General features: G+C 68.5%; 17 protein-coding genes. 3 read left to right on the plus strand and 14 right to left on the minus strand.

Features of this window, described 5'->3' with window-relative positions:
- Positions 1–128 precede the first annotated feature (128 nt).
- The 5 genes from V7Z98_RS02280 to V7Z98_RS02300 all read right to left on the minus strand — a co-directional run bounded on the left by V7Z98_RS02280 (position 129) and on the right by V7Z98_RS02300 (position 4,612).
- Positions 129–1,394, minus strand: coding sequence for a MalY/PatB family protein (locus V7Z98_RS02280; RefSeq protein ID WP_334156835.1), 1,266 nt, complete (start codon positions 1,392–1,394; stop codon positions 129–131).
- 11 nt (positions 1,395–1,405) lie between these two features.
- Positions 1,406–2,341 carry a cysteine synthase A gene (gene cysK, locus V7Z98_RS02285; RefSeq protein ID WP_293259476.1) on the minus strand — a complete coding sequence of 312 codons (936 nt, stop codon included), beginning with the start codon at positions 2,339–2,341 and terminating at the stop codon, positions 1,406–1,408.
- A gap of 162 nt (positions 2,342–2,503) precedes the next feature.
- Entirely contained in the window at positions 2,504–3,349 is an 846-nt protein-coding gene (gene queF, locus V7Z98_RS02290; RefSeq protein WP_334156836.1) for an NADPH-dependent 7-cyano-7-deazaguanine reductase QueF, read from the minus strand.
- A gap of 76 nt (positions 3,350–3,425) precedes the next feature.
- Complete coding sequence (locus V7Z98_RS02295) at positions 3,426–4,118, minus strand: LrgB family protein (protein WP_334156837.1); 693 nt, start codon at positions 4,116–4,118, stop codon at positions 3,426–3,428.
- Positions 4,115–4,612 carry a CidA/LrgA family protein gene (locus V7Z98_RS02300; protein WP_334156838.1) on the minus strand — a complete coding sequence of 166 codons (498 nt, stop codon included), beginning with the start codon at positions 4,610–4,612 and terminating at the stop codon, positions 4,115–4,117. Before V7Z98_RS02300 ends, V7Z98_RS02295 begins: the two co-directional genes overlap by 4 nt.
- Before the next feature lie 110 nt (positions 4,613–4,722).
- Here V7Z98_RS02300 and V7Z98_RS02305 point away from each other — a divergent pair, with 110 nt between their 5' ends.
- The gene (locus V7Z98_RS02305; protein ID WP_334156839.1) at positions 4,723–5,643 is read left to right on the plus strand and encodes a LysR substrate-binding domain-containing protein; all 921 of its coding nucleotides are present in this window, start codon (positions 4,723–4,725) and stop codon (positions 5,641–5,643) included.
- 22 nt (positions 5,644–5,665) lie between these two features.
- Here V7Z98_RS02305 and V7Z98_RS02310 read toward each other — a convergent pair whose 3' ends face one another.
- The 7 genes from V7Z98_RS02310 to cydP form a co-directional block, all read right to left on the minus strand.
- Positions 5,666–6,250: a flavin reductase family protein gene (locus V7Z98_RS02310; protein WP_334156840.1), complete on the minus strand. Its 585-nt coding sequence runs from the start codon at positions 6,248–6,250 to the stop codon at positions 5,666–5,668.
- 116 nt (positions 6,251–6,366) lie between these two features.
- The gene (ssb, locus tag V7Z98_RS02315) at positions 6,367–6,861 is read right to left on the minus strand and encodes a single-stranded DNA-binding protein (protein ID WP_293259458.1); all 495 of its coding nucleotides are present in this window, start codon (positions 6,859–6,861) and stop codon (positions 6,367–6,369) included.
- A gap of 179 nt (positions 6,862–7,040) precedes the next feature.
- Positions 7,041–9,005, minus strand: coding sequence for a TonB-dependent copper receptor (locus V7Z98_RS02320; RefSeq protein ID WP_293259455.1), 1,965 nt, complete (start codon positions 9,003–9,005; stop codon positions 7,041–7,043).
- A 238-nt stretch (positions 9,006–9,243) separates the two neighbouring features.
- The gene (gene cydX, locus V7Z98_RS02325) at positions 9,244–9,345 is read right to left on the minus strand and encodes a cytochrome bd-I oxidase subunit CydX (protein WP_293259453.1); all 102 of its coding nucleotides are present in this window, start codon (positions 9,343–9,345) and stop codon (positions 9,244–9,246) included.
- Positions 9,346–9,366: 21 nt separating this feature from the next.
- Positions 9,367–10,506: a cytochrome d ubiquinol oxidase subunit II gene (cydB, locus tag V7Z98_RS02330; protein WP_334156841.1), complete on the minus strand. Its 1,140-nt coding sequence runs from the start codon at positions 10,504–10,506 to the stop codon at positions 9,367–9,369.
- A gap of 13 nt (positions 10,507–10,519) precedes the next feature.
- Positions 10,520–12,088, minus strand: coding sequence for a cytochrome ubiquinol oxidase subunit I (locus V7Z98_RS02335; protein ID WP_334156842.1), 1,569 nt, complete (start codon positions 12,086–12,088; stop codon positions 10,520–10,522).
- Positions 12,066–12,323 carry a cytochrome oxidase putative small subunit CydP gene (cydP, locus tag V7Z98_RS17820; RefSeq protein WP_442951799.1) on the minus strand — a complete coding sequence of 86 codons (258 nt, stop codon included), beginning with the start codon at positions 12,321–12,323 and terminating at the stop codon, positions 12,066–12,068. Before cydP ends, V7Z98_RS02335 begins: the two co-directional genes overlap by 23 nt.
- Positions 12,324–12,589: 266 nt before the next feature.
- On the opposite strand from cydP, the gene V7Z98_RS02340 reads away from it, so the two are divergent.
- On the plus strand, positions 12,590–13,588 hold the full coding sequence (locus tag V7Z98_RS02340; protein ID WP_334156843.1) for a hypothetical protein: 999 nt from the start codon (positions 12,590–12,592) through the stop codon (positions 13,586–13,588).
- 6 nt (positions 13,589–13,594) lie between these two features.
- Here the strand turns inward: V7Z98_RS02340 and V7Z98_RS02345 are convergent, their stop codons facing one another.
- Both V7Z98_RS02345 and V7Z98_RS02350 read right to left on the minus strand, forming a co-directional pair.
- Positions 13,595–14,116, minus strand: a complete 522-nt coding sequence (locus V7Z98_RS02345) for a TlpA disulfide reductase family protein (RefSeq protein ID WP_334156844.1) — start codon at positions 14,114–14,116, stop codon at positions 13,595–13,597.
- Between the two features lie 55 nt (positions 14,117–14,171).
- Positions 14,172–15,356, minus strand: a complete 1,185-nt coding sequence (locus tag V7Z98_RS02350) for an MFS transporter (protein WP_293260297.1) — start codon at positions 15,354–15,356, stop codon at positions 14,172–14,174.
- A 336-nt stretch (positions 15,357–15,692) separates the two neighbouring features.
- On the opposite strand from V7Z98_RS02350, the gene aspA reads away from it, so the two are divergent.
- Positions 15,693–17,132 (plus strand): aspartate ammonia-lyase, encoded by a 1,440-nt coding sequence (gene aspA / locus V7Z98_RS02355; RefSeq protein WP_334156845.1) that lies wholly within the window; start codon positions 15,693–15,695, stop codon positions 17,130–17,132.
- The last annotated feature ends 4 nt before the right edge of the window (positions 17,133–17,136 follow it).

Below are 17,136 nucleotides of genomic sequence, written 5' to 3' on the forward strand. Positions count from 1 at the left end.
TTTCTCTGACGCTTCCTGACGGTTTGTAACGCAGTCAGCGTGAAAAAAGTCACAAAGGCCGTGCTGTGTGGCGTAAAGCCAACATCCTGCCCCAACGCCGGGGAAAGCGGGTGAAAAAGGAACCGGCCTCAGGCCGGGGAACGGGCGCCCGAATGGCCGTCCAAATGCCCATCCACATGGCCGTCCATCAGGCCCGTCACGCCCCCCACCAGGCGCGCCAGGGCGACATCGAGCCTGGCCGGCGGGCAGCCGAAATTGAGGCGCACGAAACCAGGCAGGCCAAAGTCCGCGCCATTGCTCAATCCCAGGCCATGGGCCTCGAAGAAGGCCGCCGGGTCTTGGCCTTGGGGCAGGCGGGCCTGGAGGCCGCGACAGTCGAGCCAGCCCAGGTAGGTGGCCTCGGGCCGGGCCATGGCGACGCCGGGCAGCCCGGCCACCGCCGCCACCAGCCGGTCGGCGTTGCCGCGCAGGGTGGCGAGCAGGGCCGCCAGCCAGTCGTCGCAATCCCGGTAGGCGACTTCGGTGGCCGCCAGGCCGAGCAGGTTAGGCTCGGGCACGAAGCCCCGGGCGGCGGCGCGAAAGCGCTGGCGCAGGCCGGCGTCGGGGATCACGGCGAAGGCGCAGTACAGGCCGGGGATGTTGAAGGTCTTGGACGGCGCGAACAGGGTGACGGTACGGCTGGCCAGTTCCGGCACGGCCCGCACCAGGGGCAGGTGACGGGCGCCGGACACCAGTTGCAGGTCGGCGTGGATGTCGTCGGACACCACCACCAGGTCGTGGCGCAGCACCCGCTCGGCCAGGGCCTCCAGCTCGTCGCGGCGCCAGGCCCGGCCCACCGGGTTGTGGGGATGGCAGAGCAACAGGCCGGCGGCGCGCTGCTGTGGATCGGCAAGCAGGGTGTCCAGGGCCGGCCAGTCCCAGCCCCACTCCAGGCCGGCAGGAGTGGCCCGCTCGACCAGGTCGGTGCGCAGCAGGTGCCGGCCGCCATGGCCGGGGGCGGCGAAAAAGGGCGGATAGACCGGGGCGGGCACCACCACGCCGTCGCCCTCTTCCCCCATCAGGCGGCAGCCGACGTTGAAGCCGGACACCACCCCGGGCAGCCACACCAGCCAGTCCGGGGCCACCTCCCAGCCGTAGTGGCGGGCGAGAAAGCCGGTGACCGCGGCGGTGAGGCCGTGCCCCGGGTGGCCGTAGCCGAACACCGGGTGTTCCAGGCGGAGGCGGATGGCCTCGACCACCGGTTCCGGAGCGGCGAAGTCCATGTCCGCCACCCACAGGGGCAGCACGTTGCCTTCGAATTCGCCACCCTTGGCTCGGGGCCAGGGGCGGTTCCACTTGACCGAATCGCTGCCGCGCCGGTCGGGAGCGGTGGAGAAATCGAAGGCGGTGCTCACGACAGCCCCCCTCAGACTTCCAGGTCGGCGAACAGGGCGGTGGAAAGGTAGCGCTCGCCGAAGGACGGCACCACGGCCACGATCAGCTTGCCGGCGTTCTCGGGCTTCTTCGCCTCTTCCAGGGCGGCCCACACGGCGGCGCCGGAGGAGATGCCCACCAGCAGGCCCTCTTCCTTGGCCAGGCGGCGGGCGGTGACGAAGGCATCCTCGTTCTTGACCCGGGCCACGGCGTCGTAAACATGGGTGTTGAGCACCGCCGGGACGAAGCCGGCGCCAATGCCCTGGATCGGATGCGGGCCCTTCTGGCCGCCGGAGAGCACCGGAGAGGCGTCGGGTTCCACCGCCACCACCCGCACCGAAGGCTTGCGCGCCTTGAGCACTTCGCCCACACCGGTGACGGTGCCGCCGGTGCCCACGCCAGCGACGAAGATGTCCACGGCGCCGTCGGTGTCGCGCCACACTTCCTCGGCGGTGGTGGTGCGGTGGACTTCCGGGTTGGCCGGGTTCTCGAACTGCTGGGGAATGAAGTAGCGGGAATCGGACGCCGCCAGCTCCTGGGCTTTCTTGATCGCCCCGCCCATGCCTTCCGGCCCCGGGGTGAGGATCAGCTCGGCGCCGTAGGCCTTGAGCAGCAGCTTGCGCTCCCGGCTCATGGTCTCGGGCATGACGAAGGCGCTCTTGATGCCCCGGGCGGCGCAGACCATGGCCAGGCCGATGCCGGTGTTGCCCGAGGTGGGCTCGATGACGATGGTGTCGGGGCCGATCTTGCCGGCCTTTTCAGCGGCGTCGAGCATGGCCACGGCAATGCGGTCCTTGACGCTGTGGCCCGGGTTCATGAACTCCAGCTTGACCACCACGGTGGCGGCCAGGCCGGCGGTGAGGCGGTTGAGCTTGACCAGGGGGGTATTGCCGACCAGCTCGGCGACGTTGTTGGCGATACGGGCCATGACGGGCTCCTGAAAGTGAACGGCGCTACCTTAGCGCAAAGCGGCGCCGGACCTGAGAACAAGGGATTCGCTCGTTATTCCGCTGGGGAATAAGGCGGCGCGAAACGGAATCGGCCGGATTGATGGCGTAATGGACCAAGGGGCCGACGGCACGACCAAACCTTATTGCCGCACTTCGCCCAGGTTGGCCGGCATCTCCCCCGGGGCGCTGGCGCGCCACGGGTTGATGTCCAGACCACCGCGGCGGGTGTAGCGGGCGTGCACCGACAGATAGTCGGGCCGGCAGCGGGCCATCAGGTCCACATAGATGCGTTCGACGCACTGCTCGTGGAATTCGTTGTGGTTGCGGAACGACACGATGTAGCGCAGCAGCCCGGCCCGGTCGATGGGCGCGCCCCGGTAGCGCACCACCACCGTGCCCCAGTCGGGCTGGCCGGTGACCAGGCAGTTGGACTTGAGCAGGTGGGAAACCAGGGTTTCCTCCACCGGCGCGGCCCCGGCGTCGGCGGACAGCAACTCCGGGGCCGGCTGGTAGGCGTCGCAGGCCACGTCCAGGTCGTCGAGCAGAATGCCCGCCGGGTAGCCCGCCTGCCGCGCCGGGCGCTCGTTGAGCGGCGCCACGGTCACCGCCACCGGCGCCCCGGCGGCGGCGGAGAGATCTCGTTCGAGCACGGCGCGCACGGCCGCAGCGTCGGCGAAGGGTGTCTGGTTGAAGGAATTGAGGTAGAGCTTGAACGACTTGGATTCGATCAACCGGGGCGACTCGGCCGGCACCACGAAGGTAGCCAGGGCCACAACCGGCTTGCCCCGGGGGTTGAGCCAGGACAGTTCGTAGCCGTTCCACAGGTCGGCGCCGAAAAAGGGCAGGTGTTGCGGATCGACGCCGATCTCGCGGCGCTTGTCGTCTCGGGAGATGGGGAAGAGCAGCTCGGGGGCGTAGGTGGCCCGGTAGGTGACCGCCTTGCCCAGGGGGGAATGCTCGGGGCGTGAGGAAGGAACGTCGGCCATGGGCGTGTCGGAAAGTGCAAGGTACAAACGTCCATTGTAACCGCCCGGCCAAGCCGGGTCCGGCGCCATCCCGCCCCTAGAAAAACAGGCGGCGGATGAGGGGCGCCGCAGCCACGTTGGCGGCACCGGCGATCATCATCACCAGAGCCGCCACCACACCCTGGACCTCGCCCAGCTGGCGCGCCTTGGCCGTGCCGCCGCCATGGGCGGCGCCGCCGAACACGGCGCCCTGGGCCAGGCGGCTGCGCACCATGGGTAGCCAGGCCAGCACCGCCTCGCCCACCAACATGCCGGTGACCCCGGTCATCAGCACGAACAGGGCCGCCAGATCGGGGGGGCCGCCCAGGCTGCGGGCCGCTTCCACGGCGAAGGGCGTGGTCACCGAACGCACTGCCAGCCCCTTTTGCAGCAGGGGCGACAGGCCCAGGGCCCGGGCCAGCCACACCGAACTGACGATGGAGGTGGCGCTGGCCACCACCACCCCGGCGGCGATCGACAGGCCGTGGCGGCGCAGCATGGCCCGGTGGTCGTACATGGGCAGGGCGAAGGCGATGGTGGCCGGGCCGAGCAACCAGATCAGCCAGCGGGTGTCGGCAATGTAGTCCCGGTAGGGAATGCCCGCCCCCAGCACCAGCAGCAGCAACAGCACGGGAGTGGCCAGCAGCGGCATCAGCAAGGGGTGGTGCCGCCGGGCGTAGAGGTGTTTGTTGGCGTAGTACAGCCCCACCGTGGCGGCGAACGACAGGGCGGCCAGCAGGGCGTCGCTCATGCCCGGCTCCCGCGGGGACCGCGGCGGCGCGCCAGCCACACCTCCAGCCGGTGCACCCGATCCACCGCCAGGGCGGTGGCGGCCATCACCAGCACCGTGCTCAGGCCGATCACCAGGGCGATGCGCCAGCCGTCGTGGCGCACCAGGTCCGGATACTGGGTCACCACCAGCATGGCCGGGACGAAGAACAGCACCATCTCGCCGAGCAGCCAGTTGGCGCCGTGGCGCAGCCAGTGCACCCGCACCAGGCCGGTGAACAACCCGGCGGCCAAGGCCAGGAAGCCGAGCAGTCCCGCCGGCACGGGCAGGGCGAAATGGCGGCGCAGGGACTCGGCGGCCAGCCACAGGCCGCACAGCAGGCCCACCTGGGCCAGGACCGCCCCAAGGCGGCGCAGCGGCGGAAGGTCGGCGGGGGGAGTCGCCGTGGAAACGGCGGAGGCGGAGGCGGAGGCGGTGACGGTTTTGGGCGCCTTAGCGGCGGAAGAACGGGGCATCGAAGCGGCGTGGCCTGCACGCGGGATCAGGATGCCGCCAGTGTAGGCAGCCACCATCGATGCGTGAAATGAATAATAATCATCGAATCGATTCAAATTCGGAATGCAACATGGACGTGCGCGCCCTGCGCTACTTCGTCGAAGTGGTCGAACAGCAAAGCTTCACCCGGGCGGCGGAAGCCCTGCACGTCACCCAGCCCACCATCAGCAAGATGGTGCGGGCCCTGGAGGACGAGCTGGGCGGCCCCCTGCTGATCCGCGACGGCCGCCGCCTGCAACTCACCGACGCCGGCCGGGTGGTGCTGGAGCGGGGCCGGGCGGTGCTCGCCGAGGTGGGCCGGCTGCGCCGCGACGTGGCCGACGTGGAGGGCCTGGCCCGGGGCGAGCTGACCGTGGGCATTCCCCCCACCGCCGGCCCCTACTTCGCCCCGGTGATCGGCGCCTACCGGCGCCGCCATCCCGGCGTCACCCTGCGCCTGCGCGAACAGGGCGCCCGGGCCCTGGAAGCGGGGGTGGCCGAAGGCGACCTGGACATCGGCGTCACCCTGCTGCCCCTGGGCCGGCCGGAACTGGCCACCCAACTAGCCCAGCTCTCGGTGGCCCGGCAGAGCGTGGTGGCGCTCTTTCCCCGCGCCCGGGCGCCGGCCCACCCGGGGCCGGTGGCCCTGGCCGAACTGGCCGGCCTGCCCTTCGTCATGTACGAGGACGACTTCGCCCTGCCCCGGCTCATCGCCGACGGCTGCCGAGCCGCCGGCTTCACGCCGGAGATCGCCGCCCAGAGCCGCTACTGGGACTTCATCGGCGACCTGGTGGGGGCCGACGTGGGGGTGGCGATCCTGCCCGCCCACGTGGCCGGGCGCTTCGACCCGGCCCGGGTGGACTGCCGCCCCCTGGCCTCCCCGGCCCTGGTCTGGGAACTGGGGCTGGTCTGGCGCCAGGGCTACCTGTCCCGGGCCGCCCGGGCCTGGCTGGACTGCTGCCGGGAGGAATTCGGCCTGGCCCCGTCCCCCGACGCGCCGCCCCTGCCCTAGCGGGGCCGGCGCAATAGGCCGGTCAGGCGCCCGACAGGCCCTTCGCCTTGAGCACGTCGCCGGCACACACGAAATTGCCGGCACCCAGGTGATGGATGGTGTGCAGATCGGCATTGCCGGCATCGAAATTCCAGTGACCACCGGCAAAAACGCGGCTGTCCGCCGCCGCGGCCACCACCTCGGCGAAGCAGGTGTCGTAGGCGGTTTCGGTATGGGGTTCGGGGATCAGCCGGCATTCGAGCCAGGCGGCGCAACCCGATTCGATCAGGGGAACGCCGGTGGCCGCCCCGTCCCTGGCGGAAATTGCGAAGCGGGCGAACTTGTCCAGGTCGCGGCCGCTGACGCTGCCCACGGCATAGGTCAGATCCACCAGGGCGGCGCCGGGGATGCACAGGCCGAAGGTGCCGCTGGCCTGCATCAGTTCCCGGGTGAAGGTGTGCTTGTCCACCACCACGGCAATGCGCGGCGGGGTGAACTCCACCGGCATCGACCAGGCCGCCGCCATCACGTTGCGCCGCTCGCCGTGGCGGCTGGTGACCAGCACGGTGGGGCCGTGGTTGATGAGCCGGCTGGCATGGGCGAGGTCGACGGGCTTGAAGTGGCTCATGGTGTTGCCTTCCTAAAATGCGGGGGAAGCGGCATGGGCCGCAGTCCAAAAGACAAGACCCCGATTACGTCGGTAACCGGGGTCTTCAATTCCAAACAGGAATAACTAGGTCGGGATTAGAACGGAATGTCGTCGTCCATGGTGAACGGATCGGCCTTGGCCGGGGCGCGGGGAGCGCCGCCGCCGGAAGCACGGGGCGCCGGCGCCGGAGCCTGGGAATAGTCGTCGCCGCCGCCGTAGCTGTCGTTGCCGTAGTCGCCGCCGCCGGCGCTGTCGCGGCGGCCGCCGAGCATCTTCATCTCGGTGGCTTCGATTTCGGTGGTGTAGCGCTCCTGGCCGCTCTGGTCCTGCCACTTGCGGGTCTTGATGCGGCCTTCGATGTAGATCTGGCTACCCTTCTTCAGGTACTGGGTGGCGATCTCGGCCAGGCGGCGGAACATCACCACCCGGTGCCACTCGGTCACTTCGCGGCGCTCGCCGGAGGCCTTGTCCTTGTAGGTGTCGGTGGTGGCCAGGCGCAGGTTGGCCACGGCGTCACCGTTGGGCAGATAGCGGGATTCGGGATCGGCACCCAGGTTGCCGATGAGGATGACTTTGTTGAGGGATGCCATGCGGGCGGTCTCCGTCCAGGGCGCCCCGGCGGGGCCGGGGTTGCCGTTCGATCTAAGACAGGCGCCCGGCCCCCGCCGCAGGGCGGGGGCCGGGCGCCCGAAAAAATGGGTTGGCGGACAAGTATACCCGTTTGTCCGCCGCGCCGACCGGCAATCCCCGGCATCCGCCGGAGACGGGCTTACAAGGCGATCTGGGCCTTCAGCCAGAAGGTCCGGCCCGGTTCGTTGATGCGGGTATTGGGCGGGAAGACGAAGCCGGGCAGGCTGCTGCCGGTACGGGACAGGAACTCGGCATAGGTGCGGTTGAACAGGTTGTCCACCCCAGCGGTGACCAGAGTGGTCTTGTGCGGTTTCCACCCGGCGTTCAGGGAAAACACGCTGAAGCCGCCTGAGGGGCCGATGTCCTTGCCGTTCATGACGATGTTGCCGGACCCCAGGTCGTAGCGGTGCTGGGCCGCCACGACCCGCCACAGGGCGCCGAAGGAGTAGGTGTTGTTGTCGTAGAGCAGGGACCAGCGGAACTCCAGGGGCGGTTGCTGGGCCAGGGGCTTGCCGTCGGTGTCGTTGCGCCCCCAGACGTAGGCCAGGGTGCCCTGGGTCTTCCAGTTGGGCGCCAACTGGTAGCCAGCCTCGGCCTCGCCGCCCAGGGTGGTGGCATCCACGTTGCGGGTGAGGCCCTTGTCCCAGTTGATCAGCAGGTAGTCGTTGATCTTGGCGGCAAAGCCGGACACGGAAGCGTTCCAATCCGCGCCCTTCCAGTTCACGCCGGCATCGAGCTGGGTAGTTTTTTCCGGACGCAGGGACAGGAAGACGCTCTTGCCCGTGTCCTGATCCTTTTCCAGGCGCTCCCAGTAGTCGGCGAAGCGCTCCACATGGCCCAGGCCCACGTAGTAGGTGCCGCGACCGGCAAAGTTCTGCAAATCCTGCTCATAGCGCAGGAAGCCGCTGCCCAGGGTCTTGCGGTCTTCCTTGCCCAGGGTGGTGTTGGTCGGGCTGGTGGCAGGGCTATACATGTTGGGCCGACTGTCCTTGGCCTCGTGCCAGTCCACCCGCAGACCACCGACGATCCGCTGGGCGGGAGCAAGGTGATAGGTCGCCTCGGAAAACAGGCCGAACTGGCCGAAGCGCATGTCCTGCTTGTACGGCAGGCCTTCGTAGAAGGCAGTGGCGGCATCAGCATTGGCCTTCATCATGGCGCTGCGGATGCGGTGCTGATCGCTCTTGCCGTCGGCCCCCAGCACCACTTCGAGGGACTCGAGCGGCGTCAGGGTGATGGCGAAGCGGCCACCGGTGGTGGTCCGATCCGGGTTCATGGCGGCGAACTTTCCAGCGGCGGGCTGGGGCCGCAGGGAATAGTTGTCCATCACGTGGTCGATGTGGTTGTAGTAGGCCAGCGCCTCGACCTTCTGCACCAGGGACGACAGGCGTGCCTTCTCGAAGCGCAATGCCAGGTTCTCCCGGGCGAACTTGGAACCGTCCATGGTCCGGTCGGCGTAGGCGGCGCGGCCATCGCTCTGGGCCATCGACAGTTCGAGGCGGGTGTCGTTGTCCGGGGTCCAGCCCACGGCGCCGCTGGCGTTCCAGCGGGTGTAGCGGGAATTCACCTCCTTGCCGTCCCCGTCCTTGTAGTTGTCGGCGTGGGCGTGGGTGCCGCTGGCCTGGACGTAGAAATCCTGGCTGCCGGCGCGCAGGTCGGCCACCTCGTCGCGGCGGCCGAAGCTGCCGACGGTCAGGCTGCCATTGAATTTCACGCCGGGATCGCGGAAGCGGGCGATGTCGCGCTCGAACAGCACCACCGCGGCGCTCATGCCGGCACCGTAGCGGACGGTCTGGGGCCCTTTGAGGACGGTGACCCGGTCATAGGATTCGGGATAGACGTAGGCCGTGGGCGGGTCCATGCGCCCGCCGCAGCCGCCGTAGATTTCCTGGCCGTCGAGCAGGATGCCCAGGCGCGAGCCGGACATGCCGCGGAACACCGGATCGCCGTCGGTGCCGCCCTTGCGGATCTCGGAGAAACCGGGAATGGTCTTGAGGAAATCGGCGCCGTCGTGGGCCGGGATCGGCTGGCGCGGCTGCTTGGGATCGGTCACCACCTTGAGGGGGGCTTCTTCCTGGGGGGCGGTCACCACCACGGGGGAAAGCACCGGCTCATCGGCGGCCGGCGCGGCCCAAACGGCCAACGGCGCCGCCAAAGCGGCGGCAACGGCCGCGGAAACCCGCGACAAACGCAACGTCATGTCAGCTCCCTGTCTTTTTTGTAAAGGGCGGATCATGCCCAGCCAGCCTGGCGACAGGGAGTGACACAACGTCGCAGTTCCATGCGGAACGGGCCGCACTGCGGCCCGTTCCTGGTTCAGGTCAAATCAAGGTAAGAATCCGGCGTCAGCCCTTGCGGCGCTGCTCCTGGGCTTCGAACCAGAGGGCATTGACCAGGGCGAGCAGGACGGCCAAGCCAAGGCCCAGGATCCAGGCGAAATACCACATGGCGAAACTCCTTCGTTGCGGTCAGTAAAGGGCCTTGTCGTTGGCGGCCACGTAATCCCGGGTCACCTTGCCGGCCATCACCCGGTAGGCCCAGCCGGTGTAGGCCAGCACGATGGGTGTGAAGATCAGGGCCACGTAGAGCATCACGTTCAGGGTGACGTAGCTGGACGTGGCGTCCCAGGCGGTAAGGCTGGCCTTGGGCATGGAGGAGGACGGCAGGACGAAGGGGAACAAGGCCACGCCGGCGGTCAAAATCACCGCCAGGCAGGACAGGGACGAGGCGATGAACGCCAGCAGGGTCTTGCCCAGGTCCAACCCGGCCATGGCCAACAGCGCCCCGGCGTAGGCCACGGCGGGCACCAGCCAGAGCGCGGCATGGGCGCGGTAGTTGGCGAACCAGGCGCCGGTCTCCCGGCCCACTTCCTTCATCAGCGGGTTGAGGGCGCCGCCCACGTCCGGAATCGACCGGATCACGTAGCCGTCGAGGTGCGATACCCACAGCCCGCCAGCCGAGAAGGACAGCAGCAACACGGTGGCCGCCACCAGCCCGGCGCTCCGGGCCCGAGCCTGAAGCGCCCCGTCGGTACGGTGGGCGAGGAAGGTAGCGCCCTGCAAGGCCAGCAAGGACAGGCTCACCACGCCGCAGAGCAATGCGAAGGGGTTGAGCAGCGCCCAGAAGCTGCCGGTGTAAAAGGAGCGCATGGTCTCGTCCAGGTGGAAGGGCACCCCCTGGAAGAGGTTGCCGAAGGCCACGCCGAACACCAGGGCCGGTACCGCGCTGCCGGCGAACAGGCCCCAGTCCCATGAGCGGCGCCAGCCCGGGTTAGGCAGTTTGGAACGGTACTCGAAGCCGACGGGGCGGAAGAACAGGGCGAACAACACCAGCAGCAGGGCCCAGTACATGCCGGAAAAAGCGGTGGCATAAACGAAGGGCCAGGCGGCGAAGATGGCGCCGCCGGCGGTGATGAACCACACCTGGTTGCCGTCCCAGTGGGGGGCCACGGTGTTGATCATCACCCGGCGGTCGGTGTCGTCCTTGCCGAGGATGGGCAGCAGGATGCCCACGCCCATGTCGTGGCCGTCCATGATGGCAAAGCCGATGAGCAGCACGCCGACCAGCAGCCACCAGATGAGCTTCAGGGTCAGGTAATCGAACAGCATTGCATCGTCCTCCTCAGGAATGGGCCGGCACGGCCTGGGTGTCGGCGGGAGCGGGAGCCGCCTTCAGGGCGTCGGGGCCAAGACGGGCGTACTTGAACATCAGGAACATCTCGGCGACCAGCAGCACGGTGTAGAAGCCGACGAAGCCGGAGATCGAGCCGTACAGGCTGGCGGCGGACAGGCTGGAAGCAGACAGATGGGTGGGCAGCATGCCGAACACCGTCCACGGCTGGCGGCCGTACTCGGCGACGAACCAGCCGGACTGGATGGCGATCCACGGCGCCGGAATGAACCAGAGGGCCCAGCGCAACAGCCAGGGCTTGTCCTGGAAAGTGCCCTTCATGCCGTGCCAGAACGCCAGAGCCACCAGGGCGAGCATGGCAAAGCCCAGGGCCACCATCAGGCGGAAGGTCCAGAACAGGGGCGCCACCCGGGGAACGGAATCGTGGGCGGCTTGATCCAGCATGGTCGGGGTGACCTGGGTCAGGTCCTCCGTGTACTTCTTGAGCAACAGTCCGTAGCCCATGTCCTTCTCATGGGCCTGGAAGCGCGCCTTGGCCTCCAGATCGCCCGGATTCTTGCGCCAGGCTTCCAGGGCCAGGACGGCCAGGCGGCCGGACTCGATGCGCTCCCGGTTGGCCGCCCGGATCTCCTTGATCCCTGGCAGGGTCTTGCTTACCGAGCGGGTGGCGATCAACCCCAGGGCATAGGGAATGCGCACCTCCCAGTCGTTGGCTTGGCGCGCGTCGTTGGGCCAGGCCAGCAGGTTGAAGCCGGCCGGGGCGGGCTCCGTTTCCCACATGGCCTCGATCGCCGCCAGCTTGGACTTCTGCGACTCGGACACGGCATAGCCCGATTCGTCGCCGAGCACGATCACCGACAGGCAGCCGGCCAGGCCGAACGCCGCAGCGATGCGGAACGAGCGCCGGGCAAAGTCCACGTGCAGCCCCTTGAGCAGGTACCAAGACGAAATGCCCAGAACGAACAGCGAACCGGTGACATAGCCCGCCGCCACGGTATGCACGAACTTGGACTGGGCCACCGGGTTGAACACCAGGGCGGCGAAATCCACCAGCTCCATGCGCATCGTCACCGGGTTGAAGGCGGCCCCCACCGGGTCCTGCATCCAGCCGTTGGCGATCAGGATGAGCACGGCGGAAAGGTTGGTGCCCAGGGCCATCAACAGGGTGACGGAGAAGTGCCCGACCTTCGACAGCCGGTTCCAGCCGAAGAAGAACAGGCCGACCATGGTCGATTCGAGGAAGAACGCCATCAGCCCCTCGATGGCCAGGGGGGCGCCGAAGATATCGCCCACGTAATGGGAGTAGTAGGCCCAGTTGGTGCCGAACTGGAACTCCATGGTGATGCCGGTGGTGACGCCCAGGGCGAAGTTGATGCCGTAAAGCTTGCCCCAGAACTTGGTCATGTCCCGGTAGACATCCTTCCCGGTCATCACATAGGCCGCTTCCATCACCACCAGCAGCCAGGACAGCCCCAGGGTCAGCGGGACGAACAGGAAGTGGTACATCGCTGTCGCGGCAAATTGCAGCCGCGACAAATCAACGACCATCGGATCGATCATGGCGGGTATCTCTCATGGATTGGTTTGCAGGGGCCCCGGCAATGCGCTCGGCCATGTGCGGCGCGTCGACATGGACGCGGTACGGCGCGATGCAACAAGTCCAGAGCAGGAACAACAGGACCGCCTTGAGCACCAGAAGCGCCGCCAGGTGCCCCCCCAGCCCGCGGCGGAAGCCGGATGCGGGCACAGGCGAGGACGGGGAGGAAGGGGACGGTAGCGGACGTGGCGGGTTCATGGCGTTGGCGGCTCCTGGACGGACGCCCCGCCGCCGGCCGGAGGACCGGTTGCCCCCCCGGCCCGGGCGGCCGGGCAGGCGAGCGCATTCTGTTGCGCCCACCGGAAGGCGAAAAGAGACCTAATGCCGCGCGTCCTGGCGCCGCACCCTCCGGTCCGGCGGCCATGCCGGAGTGCGGCGGATTGCCGCAGGAATGGCAAAGCGCCCCCCGGCTAGACTGCCGGGTGTTCTTTCACCTCGGTACCACCGCCATGTTCAAGCCACGCATGACTTCGCTCAGCCAGACCCTGGCCACCCTCGCCCTTGCCACCGCTGCCGGCGCAGTCCAGGCCTGCGCCAGTTGCGGCTGCACCCTGAGTTCGGACTGGGAAAGCCAGGGCTTCACCAACCAGCCGGGCCTCAAGGTGGACCTGCGCTACGACTACCTGAACCAGAACGAGCTGCGCCACGGCAGCGGCCGGATTTCCGCCGCCGACGCCAGCCAGCGGACCACGTCCCAGGGCCAGCCCCAGGAAGTGGAGAAATACACTCGCAACAACTACCTGACCCTGGGCCTGGACTATGCCTTCAACGCCGACTGGGGGATCAACGTCCAGCTGCCCTACATCGACCGCAGCCACCAGACCCTCGGCACCAACTCGAACGGCAGCGCCCCGGCGGGCGGGGCCTACGACTCGAAGACGTCCAGCCTGGGCGACGTGAAGGTGATCGGCCGCTACCAGGGCTTCACGCCCCAGCACAACGTGGGAATCCTGTTCGGCCTCAAGCTGCCCACCGGCAACTACACCAAGACCGGCATTTCCACGGACCCGACCAATCCCGGGGACGGCGCCCCCATCGACCGGGGCCTGCAGCCCGGCACCGGCACCACCGACGCCATCCTGGGGGCCTACTTCTTCGACAGCCTGAGCCGCAACTGGGATTACTTCGCCCAGGCCATGGTGCAGACCGCCCTCAACAGCAAGGACGACTACCGGCCGGGCACCGGCTACAACCTGAACGTGGGAGTGCGCTACATGGGGTACGCCGCGGCCATGCCGCAGCTTCAGCTCAACACGCGCTACGTTGAGCACGACCGGGGAGCCAGCGCCGACCAGACCAGCACCGGCGGCACCCTGGTGTATCTGAGCCCCGGGGTGGTGGTGCCCGTCACCAAGCAGGCTTCGGTCTACGGCTTCGTCCAGCTGCCGGTGTACCAGTACGTGCGGGGCGTGCAGCTGACGCCGCGCTACACCCTGTCGGTGGGCGCGCGCTTCGCCTTCTGACCCAGATCAGCGGGAGGCGCTCTCTGACAACAGGGGAGTGACTTCCCGCTCCAGGGATTGCAGATCGACCCGAGGCTCGCCCTCGCTGCCGTCGCGGCGCAGGATGCCGCGGCGGTCCACCACGAAGGTCATCGGCAGCCGCCAGATGCGGCCCAGCCCGCGCAGGTTGCTCTGCCGCCCGACGCCCATGGGGTAGCTGTAGGCCCGCATCACCTCCCGGGCCAGGGCGTCCGCCCCCGCGTCGTCCATGCTCACCGCCACCAGGCGCAGGCCCTCGGCCTTGTGGCGCCGGTAGTAGCTCTCCAGGGCCGGCATTTCCTCGCGGCAGAACTCGCACCAGGTGGCCCAGAGGTTGATCACCACCACCTCGCCCCGGGCCTCGGAAAGCTTGAAGGACTTGCCGTCGGCCAGGACGATCTCCAGGTCCGGCGCCGGCTTGCCCACGTCCAGTGCCAGGCCGGGAACGGCGGTGAGCAGCAGGGCCAGAGCCAGCAGGCCCTTCCTGAGGGAACGGAACGGTTGGGCCACGGCGGTGCTCCTGGCAAGAACCTCGGTCGATCGAAACGCCCGGCAGGCGAAAAGCTCAATCCTTGCCGCGGGGCGGGGGAAACTGGAAGGTGGCGGCCACCGTCAGCCACAGCAGGGCGATGCCGGCACAGGCCCAGTACACGGTGTGGGGGCCGGCGCGCTGGACGATGGCGCCGCCCACGGCGCCGCCCAGGAACAGCCCCAGGGACTGGGTGGTGTTGTACACCCCCAGGGCCGCGCCCTTGGCCTGGGGCGGGGCGATGCGCGAGATGAGGGACGGCTGGGTGGCTTCCAGCACGTTGAACGAGACGAAGAACAGGGTCAGGCACAACGACAGGCCGGCCAGGGAATCGCCGAAGGCTTCGAACCCCAGCTGCACCAGCACCAGCAGGGCCACGGCGCCGTTGAACACCAGCTTCATGCGCCCGTGCTTCTCGGCGGCGATCACCGCCGGCACCATCACGGCGAAGGACACCAGCACCGCCGGCAGGTACACCTTCCAGTGCTCGCCCAGGGGCAGGTCGCCGACCCGCACCAGGGCGGCGGGCACCACCACCCACATGGCGGTCTGCATCAGGTGCAGGGCGAACACGCCGAAGTTGAGGCGCAGCAGGCGCCCGTCGCGCAGCACGTCGGCGAAGCGGGCCCGGCCGATGCCGCGCTCGGCGGCGGAAACGTCCCGCACCGGGTCGGGCACGATCAGCAGCAGGGCGGCGATGGCGCCGGCGGCGAGCAGGGCGGTGAGCCAGAAGATGCCGCCCATGCCCACGGTGCGGAACAGCAGCGGCGCCAGCACCAGGGAGCCGGCGAAGGTGAGGCCGATGCTCGATCCGATCATGGCCATGACCTTGGTGCGCTGGGATTCCCGGGTCAGGTCGGCGGCCAGGGCGGTGACGGCGGCGGAGATCGCCCCGGCGCCCTGAAGGACACGGCCCACCAGGATTTGGGGCAGGTCGTTGGCCAGGGCGGCGACGATGCTGCCGGCGATGAACAGCAGCAGCCCGACCACGATCACCGGCTTGCGCCCGAAGCGGTCGGAGGCCATGCCGAAGGGAATCTGCAAGAAGGCCTGGGTGATGCCGTAGGCGCCGATGGCCAGGCCGATCAGCCCGGCGTTGTGGCCGGAAGGCAGGTCCCGGGCATAGACGGCGAAAACCGGCAGGATGAGGAACAGCCCCAGCATGCGCAGGGCGAAGATGGCGGCGAGGCTGACGCCGGCGCGGCGTTCTTCTGCATTCATGGCGTTCCCGGAGGAAACGGGGTCGACGGCGGCCATGGGCACTCGGTAGGACGAAAAAGGCGGCTATCGTAACAGGTTCGCCTGACGGCGAGGTTCTTCGCCGGCCCCATCCCTGCGCGCGCATCCACGCCAAAGGCGTCCCGCCCCCTCCCTTGCCGTTCGGATTTCCGAACGATCCACACCCCCGCCATCCGTAAATCCGACCGCCTCACCCGGACCGTCATAAAAAAACAACGTCCGATCAAGGCATTGCGCCGGATCGCCACCTGGCACGCTCCGTGCAATTCCTGAGGGCCTCCACACGAGAGGCCACCACACCAGGAGACCGGAGACACCATGAGCGGCACCCCCTACCGTTCCGAGCACGACCTGCTCGGCGACAAGAACGTCCCTGCCGACGTCTATTACGGCGTGCATACCCTGCGCGCCCTGGAAAACTTTCCCATCACCGGCATTTCCATCGCCGTTTACCCGGACCTGATCCGGGCCCTGGCCCAGATCAAGCTGGCCGCCGCCCGCGCCAACCAGCAGCTCGGCCTGCTCGACGCCACCCGGGCCGACGCCATCGTCGCCGCCTGCCGCGAGCTGATCGCCGGCAAGCTGCACGACCAGTTCGTGGTGGACGTGATCCAGGGCGGCGCCGGCACCTCGACCAACATGAACGCCAACGAGGTGATCGCCAACCGGGCCCTGGAAATCCTCGGTCACGGCAAGGGCGAGTACGCCCACCTGCACCCCAACGAGCACGTCAACATGGGGCAGTCCACCAACGACGTGTATCCCTCGGCCCTCAAGCTGGCCACCTACGTGGGCATCTTCCGCCTGGTGGAGGCCATGGCCCACCTGCGCCGCAGCTTCGAGCGCAAAGCCGACGAATTCGCCGACGTGCTCAAGATGGGCCGCACCCAGTTGCAGGACGCGGTGCCCATGACCCTCGGCCAGGAGTTCTCCACCTACGCCGTGATGCTCGGCGAGGACGAGGAACGGCTCAAGGAAGCGGCCCTGCTGATCCGCGAGATCAACCTGGGCGCCACCGCCATCGGCACCGGCATCAACGCCCACCCGGACTACGCCCCCCTGGTCTGCCGCCTGCTCGCCGAGGTGAGCGGGGTGCCGGTGGTGACCGCGCCCAACCTGGTGGAAGCCACCCAGGACTGCGGTTCCTTCGTGCAGCTGTCCGGCGTACTGAAGCGGGTGGCGGTGAAGCTGTCCAAGACCTGCAACGACCTGCGCCTGCTCTCTTCCGGCCCCCGCGCCGGCCTGGGCGAGATCAACCTGCCGGCACGCCAGGCCGGCTCGTCGATCATGCCGGGCAAGGTGAACCCGGTGATCCCCGAAGTGGTGAACCAGATCGCCTACGAGGTGATCGGCAACGACCAGACCGTCACCTTCGCCGCCGAGGCCGGCCAGCTCCAGCTCAACGCCTTCGAGCCGATCATCGCCCACAGCCTGTTCAAGAGCGTTCACCACCTGCGCGCCGGCTGCCTGACCCTGGCGGACCGCTGCGTGGACGGCATCACCGCCAACCGGGACACCCTGCGCGCCAGCGTCGAGAACTCCATCGGCATCGTCACCGCGCTGAACCCCTACATCGGCTACGCCAACGCCACCGAAGTGGCGGCGGAGGCCTTCCGCAGCGGCAAGAGCGTCACCGAGGTGGTGCTGGCCCGGCAGCTGATGACCCCGGAAGCCCTGGCCGAGGTACTGCGCCCCGAGGTGCTGACCCGGCCGCGGGCCATCCCTGCTGCTCCCGCCGCCCCCGCCGCCAAGCCCTGATCCC

Origin of the sequence: Oryzomicrobium sp., from assembly GCF_036820405.1 — a bacterium.
Classification (GTDB): domain Bacteria; phylum Pseudomonadota; class Gammaproteobacteria; order Burkholderiales; family Rhodocyclaceae; genus Oryzomicrobium.

Excerpts from the sequence above, each read along its gene's own strand:
- ssb (WP_293259458.1), bottom strand. The coding sequence starts at position 6,861 with ATGGCATCCCTCAACAAAGTCATCCTCATCGGCAACCTGGGTGCCGAT.
- V7Z98_RS02310 (WP_334156840.1), bottom strand. The coding sequence starts at position 6,250 with ATGAGCCACTTCAAGCCCGTCGACCTCGCCCATGCCAGCCGGCTCATC.
- V7Z98_RS02350 (WP_293260297.1), bottom strand. The coding sequence starts at position 15,356 with ATGAATGCAGAAGAACGCCGCGCCGGCGTCAGCCTCGCCGCCATCTTC.
- V7Z98_RS02340 (WP_334156843.1), top strand. The coding sequence starts at position 12,590 with ATGACTTCGCTCAGCCAGACCCTGGCCACCCTCGCCCTTGCCACCGCT.
- aspA (WP_334156845.1), top strand. The coding sequence starts at position 15,693 with ATGAGCGGCACCCCCTACCGTTCCGAGCACGACCTGCTCGGCGACAAG.
- V7Z98_RS02305 (WP_334156839.1), top strand. The coding sequence starts at position 4,723 with ATGGACGTGCGCGCCCTGCGCTACTTCGTCGAAGTGGTCGAACAGCAA.
- cydP (WP_442951799.1), bottom strand. The coding sequence starts at position 12,323 with ATGAACCCGCCACGTCCGCTACCGTCCCCTTCCTCCCCGTCCTCGCCT.
- cydX (WP_293259453.1), bottom strand. The coding sequence starts at position 9,345 with ATGTGGTATTTCGCCTGGATCCTGGGCCTTGGCTTGGCCGTCCTGCTC.
- V7Z98_RS02295 (WP_334156837.1), bottom strand. The coding sequence starts at position 4,118 with ATGAGCGACGCCCTGCTGGCCGCCCTGTCGTTCGCCGCCACGGTGGGG.
- cysK (WP_293259476.1), bottom strand. The coding sequence starts at position 2,341 with ATGGCCCGTATCGCCAACAACGTCGCCGAGCTGGTCGGCAATACCCCC.
- V7Z98_RS02300 (WP_334156838.1), bottom strand. The coding sequence starts at position 4,612 with ATGCCCCGTTCTTCCGCCGCTAAGGCGCCCAAAACCGTCACCGCCTCC.
- V7Z98_RS02335 (WP_334156842.1), bottom strand. The coding sequence starts at position 12,088 with ATGATCGATCCGATGGTCGTTGATTTGTCGCGGCTGCAATTTGCCGCG.
- cydB (WP_334156841.1), bottom strand. The coding sequence starts at position 10,506 with ATGCTGTTCGATTACCTGACCCTGAAGCTCATCTGGTGGCTGCTGGTC.
- queF (WP_334156836.1), bottom strand. The coding sequence starts at position 3,349 with ATGGCCGACGTTCCTTCCTCACGCCCCGAGCATTCCCCCCTGGGCAAG.